The 4,517-nt window shown below is 67.5% G+C and carries 4 protein-coding genes; 2 read left to right on the top strand and 2 right to left on the bottom strand.

Annotated features, from left to right (window positions below; genetic code table 11):
- Window positions 1-135: 135 nt before the first annotated feature.
- Complete coding sequence (locus tag F5X71_RS19620) at window positions 136-549, top strand: hypothetical protein (RefSeq protein ID WP_167463356.1); 414 nt, start codon at window positions 136-138, stop codon at window positions 547-549.
- Window positions 550-561: 12 nt separating this feature from the next.
- On the opposite strand, the gene F5X71_RS19625 is transcribed toward F5X71_RS19620, so the two are convergent.
- Both F5X71_RS19625 and F5X71_RS19630 read right to left on the bottom strand, forming a co-directional pair.
- Window positions 562-1,851 carry a hypothetical protein gene (locus F5X71_RS19625; protein ID WP_167463357.1) on the bottom strand — a complete coding sequence of 430 codons (1,290 nt, stop codon included), beginning with the start codon at window positions 1,849-1,851 and terminating at the stop codon, window positions 562-564.
- 149 nt (window positions 1,852-2,000) lie between these two features.
- Window positions 2,001-3,638, bottom strand: coding sequence for a flavin monoamine oxidase family protein (locus F5X71_RS19630; protein ID WP_238815333.1), 1,638 nt, complete (start codon window positions 3,636-3,638; stop codon window positions 2,001-2,003).
- A gap of 443 nt (window positions 3,639-4,081) precedes the next feature.
- On the opposite strand from F5X71_RS19630, the gene F5X71_RS36475 reads away from it, so the two are divergent.
- A complete protein-coding gene (locus F5X71_RS36475; RefSeq protein ID WP_174817102.1) occupies window positions 4,082-4,372 on the top strand; it encodes a hypothetical protein in 291 nt (96 codons plus the stop codon).
- The last annotated feature ends 145 nt before the right edge of the window (window positions 4,373-4,517 follow it).

Below are 4,517 nucleotides of genomic sequence, written 5' to 3' on the forward strand. Positions count from 1 at the left end.
CCGATGCCGCACGGCAGCGAGCTCTGAAACCGGAAAGTGGGCGAACAACCCCCATTACGTCGAGATCCGACGCAACCAAAGCGCCCACGCAGTGGTGTATCCCGATAGGGAGAGCTGGGAAGGGAACAGCTGGCAATGACCGCCGACAACGATACCCAGGACCACTCGACGCCCGGCCGGTGGCGAGCGGCGATCGACTCCTTCGTGACCGGCCTGGGAGTGCATCTCGGCGAGCCGGTGAGCGTGGTCAAGTCGAACGAGTTCGAGGAAGGCTTCTCCTGTCTCGTGCGGGGCCCGGCCCCGTCCCGGCCGCTCCAAGTGGCGTGGGAGGGCGTTCTCGGCATGGCCTACGACAGCGGGAGGCCCGACATCAGCGCGTCCCTTTTTCTGTATAGCCGAGGCCGTCGTCTGCGACTTGACGACCAGTCCGGCAGCTATCTCGAAATCGTCTATGAGGGACCGCTCGACGGGTCGGGCACGTGGCGCGATCTCGGCTGGTTCGAGGACGACTTCGGCGAGTTCGAGGCGTACGACGAATATGGCGACTGAACTCCGATGACGTCACCGGTGACAATGTAAACCATCGAGGACACGCTCGGCCTGATCGCGGGCGATCGCGCCGACTGCTGCCGAGTCCACCGGCGGTTCGCCGTGTTGCCGCAGAATGGGGATTCGGACGCGTACCGACACGTTGCTGTCCTGCGCGCCGACGACGTAGTCCGTTCCGGTCGTGCTACTCGAATCCGCTACCGCGGTGTGCCAATACGCTTGCGTGCCGAGGCCCGTCAGCTCGCCGGAATTCACACCCGGCCGGGGCGCGGTGTCCTTTTGCTTCCACTCGTCATAGACGGGCGCGGCGCCGGGCGCGGTGAATTCGACGTGCAGGTCGATGGCGGCCTGATTCCAATGCACGCCGTCACCCGACTGGCTCTGGTAACCGAGCTGACAGGACAAACTGCCGGAGTTGTCCGCGCTCGGCGGCCTTTCGTCATGGACAGGCGGCCGATCCGGCGTGGCCGACCACCGCAGCAGTGGTGTCGGATCGATCAGATCGCAGGCATTCGCTACGCCGTTCATGGAATAGTCTCCTGGCGCCGGCGCCTGGGCCGTCGCGGTGCCGGCCGCGGACGACCGCACGACGGAGCTGGAAGTGGCTGCGGCAGAGGTGGATTCACCGTTGTTCTGCCGCAGTCCGTCGAGCACCTTGCGGGCCTGGGATCGTGCGACCGCGTCGAGCTCGTCCCTGCCGATCACCGGGGCCGCCTTCTCCCGGGACAGCGCGATCCGCACCTGCACCGCGGCACCGGCATCCCACACGCACACCACATATTCGGCGTCGACGATGCCGCCGAAGTTGTCGGCCTCGAATTGCCAGTAGCCCTTGGTGCCGATGCCGGTGAACTCACCCGAGCTCACCTGCGACCCGGGATCGACGAGCTCGGCGGCGCTACGCGTCCAGTGCGCGTAGACGCGTTCGGCCGATCCGTCCACCACGTCGGCCCGCACCCGCAGCGAGGCGGTGTTCATCGGAAACCCCTCGCCCGGCTTATTGGCATAGCGCACAACGCAGCTCAGGGTGCCGGAGTCACCGGAGACCTGGGTTCGCGTGTCGTCGGGTGTCGACGCCCACTTCGTCAACGGGGTGCGATCGACGAGGTCGCACGCATTCGTCACCGCCGCCGTCGAATACCGCGCGGGCGCGGGCAAGGGCGTGCCCGAAGCGCCCGCGCCGACCCGATCGCGCACGACGAACCCGATCACCACTCCGACCACCAGCAGCAGCACCACCCCGACCGCACCGGCGACGATCGACAACGCCTTACCGCCCGGGCCCGGCCGCGAATCGGTCATGGCTCTACCTCCCCGCCGTGGACGGCGCACCCGCCCAAGTCATCGACACGCGTCAGAGCCTAACCGCGCGTTCGATCACCAGCAGACCGGTCCGCGTGCGAGCCCTGGCCAACAGCTCACCGGCCGGGGGTATTGCGCTGCCGCGCGACCTATCGTTGGTGGACTTCGAGGGCGGTGCGGACCCCGCTCTCCAGCGCGCCTTCGATCCAGGCCGGTTTGAGGGTGGTGTGGTCGCCGGCCAAATGGATTCTGCCCTCGATGTTGCGAGTGGCCGCGTGGTGTTCATGCAGCTGGCCCGGGGTGGGAATGACGGCCTCGCCGAGCGCGTATCGGGCCCGCTGCCAGGACTGCGAGACGCCGACACCGGTGAATTCGGCGTCCACGCGGGGACCGAACATGCGACGCATTCCCGCGAGCGCGAAATGCACCCGCTCGCCCTCGGTGAGCGAATCCCAGCGCATGGCGTCGTCGGACCAGGTGTAGCTGGCCAGCACGACGCCGCCCTCGGATTCCGGTACGTGCGAGGGGAAATAGGTGAAGCGGTTCGGGCAGTCCGACACGCACCCGCCACCACGGAAGCCGTTCGGCCCCTGCTCCCAGAACCGGGTCTTGAACTCCAGCAACACCTTTGTGGCCGCATCATGATGCAGTTCGGTGATGGCGCGCCGGGTCGGATAGGACAGCGGCGGGTCGAAGGTGCAGAACCGGGTGGCGGTCAAAGGAATAGCGAGGATGGCGTAATCGCCCTCGAACGATTCGACCGGGTCCACCGGCGCGCCGTCGGTGTGCTCGTTGCCGGATTCGGCTGTGGTCCACACCTTTACCCCATGCTCGTGCTGCTCCATGTGCGTCATGCGCTTGCCCTGGTGCACAGCGGGACCGAGCTTGCTGGTGAGCGCGTCGGTCAGTGTCGCGGTGCCGCCCTCCAGCTCCCAGTAGCTCGCGTCGGGGCGGATCAGGGCATGGTCGACCATCGCGGAGATGACGCCGTAGTGCAGCCGGGAGGTCAGGTTCTCCAGGGTGCCCACCGCGGCCAGGTGCGCCAGACTCCAGCCGTGCTCGGTCAGATAGCGGTGCGTGGAATAGTCCTCGTAGGTATTGAAAATCTTTGCCCAGCCCTCGATTCGGCGCTCGATCGGCCAGCCGTCGGGCACCCCCACCTTGTGCAGTGCCGAGTCGAGCGCGCCTCGGGCCGGAGTGGCCAGGTCAACGCCGAACGCACGATGCAAGGCCGCGGGATCGCGCGCGTAGTCGGCGCGCGTAACGATCCGCCCGTTGGTGTTGATCAGCGTGCGTCCCGCCGCGGGCGGTGGCTGGAACTCGGCGGCGGGACCGTTGCTCCACTGCTCGCCCGTGAAAGAGCGATACACGACGGGAGTGACCGCGGCGGACCGCGCCTCCGGGGCGACATCGGCATTGTGGAACTGCCGCCGCCGCAGGCCGAGTTTGTCGGCGAGGGCGAGCACCATGGGATGGGCGCTCGGTAATCGCATGGCGCCGGCCTCCGCATAGAGCGCCGGATCGGTGAAGATCCCGCGAAAGGTCTTGACACGCCCACCGGTTCGGTTGCCGTTGGCCTCGATGACCGTGACCTGGTGCCCGGCATCGGCGAGCAGGCTCGCCGCGGTCAGCCCGGCCGGGCCCGCGCCGATCACCAGAACCCGTTTGGGCGCAGTGGTTTTGGTCAGCCCGGTATCGATCAGTGTGCGCAGGTAGGCCAGCCGCAGATCATTGCCCGCGGCGTCGATGCCCAGCATCTCTCTGGCCAGTTCTACGCTTCGATCCATCGACCGCGCGAAATCGGTCCGAGCGGCAGGCGCGCCACAGGCGACTGTCGTCGCTCCCGCGGCCAGTGCTCCCGCCGCGACCGCAGTGGTCAACAACGCACGACGTCCGATCACAGTTTCCGACACGACCCGACCGATCCTCTCTTGTGGACCTCGAACCGACTGCTCACGCGATGTTTGCCGGACAGTAGCAGGAATTCCGGATCGGCCTCGGAGCCGCGCGATCGGCACGCCGGAGCAGTTCGCTACACCGCGCTCAGCGGTATCGAGCGCGGTGATTTCTCGCTGATCTCGCCATCGGTCGCGCGTCGGTAGGGTCGGTGCCATGCGGTTTCGAGGACGCCGGTTGACGGGCGCGGCGCCCGCTTTACCTGGCTGCCGGGAGCGATCGAGGCCAAGGTGCCGGGGCGGCCACCTCGGCCGGCTATCGCGGAGCAGGGCCGATGCGCAGCACGCAGATCCATATTCCGCGCGCCACCGTCGACGCGACCGCGGCCCAGTTGGACGGCAGCGCTGCGGATTTCGAGGCGATGTCGGCCGCGCTCGCGCACGGTGACCCGTTGCTGGAGGAAGTCATGCGCACCCTGGCCGTACCCGGTGCCGCGGACGATCTCTACGCCGAGTCCGCCGCGGCGTTCCTGAGCACCCACCTGCTCGTCCGGCATACCGCAAGCACTGATCGCTACTCCGCAATCGTGTGCCTGGCCCCAGCGACGGACGCTGACGTGTACTGAACTCCTGAACATGACCGCGCCGATTTCGTCGAATTCGGCTGTGCGAGAGGGGTAACGACACGTTCAGGTGATCGAGCCTCCGCACGGGTTTCGCGCCGCCGCCGCGGATCGGCGGCGGCGCGAAACCGTGGCGAGGCACCGATTC

Origin of the sequence: Nocardia brasiliensis, assembly GCF_011801125.1 — a bacterium.
In the GTDB taxonomy this organism is placed as follows: domain Bacteria; phylum Actinomycetota; class Actinomycetes; order Mycobacteriales; family Mycobacteriaceae; genus Nocardia; species Nocardia brasiliensis_C.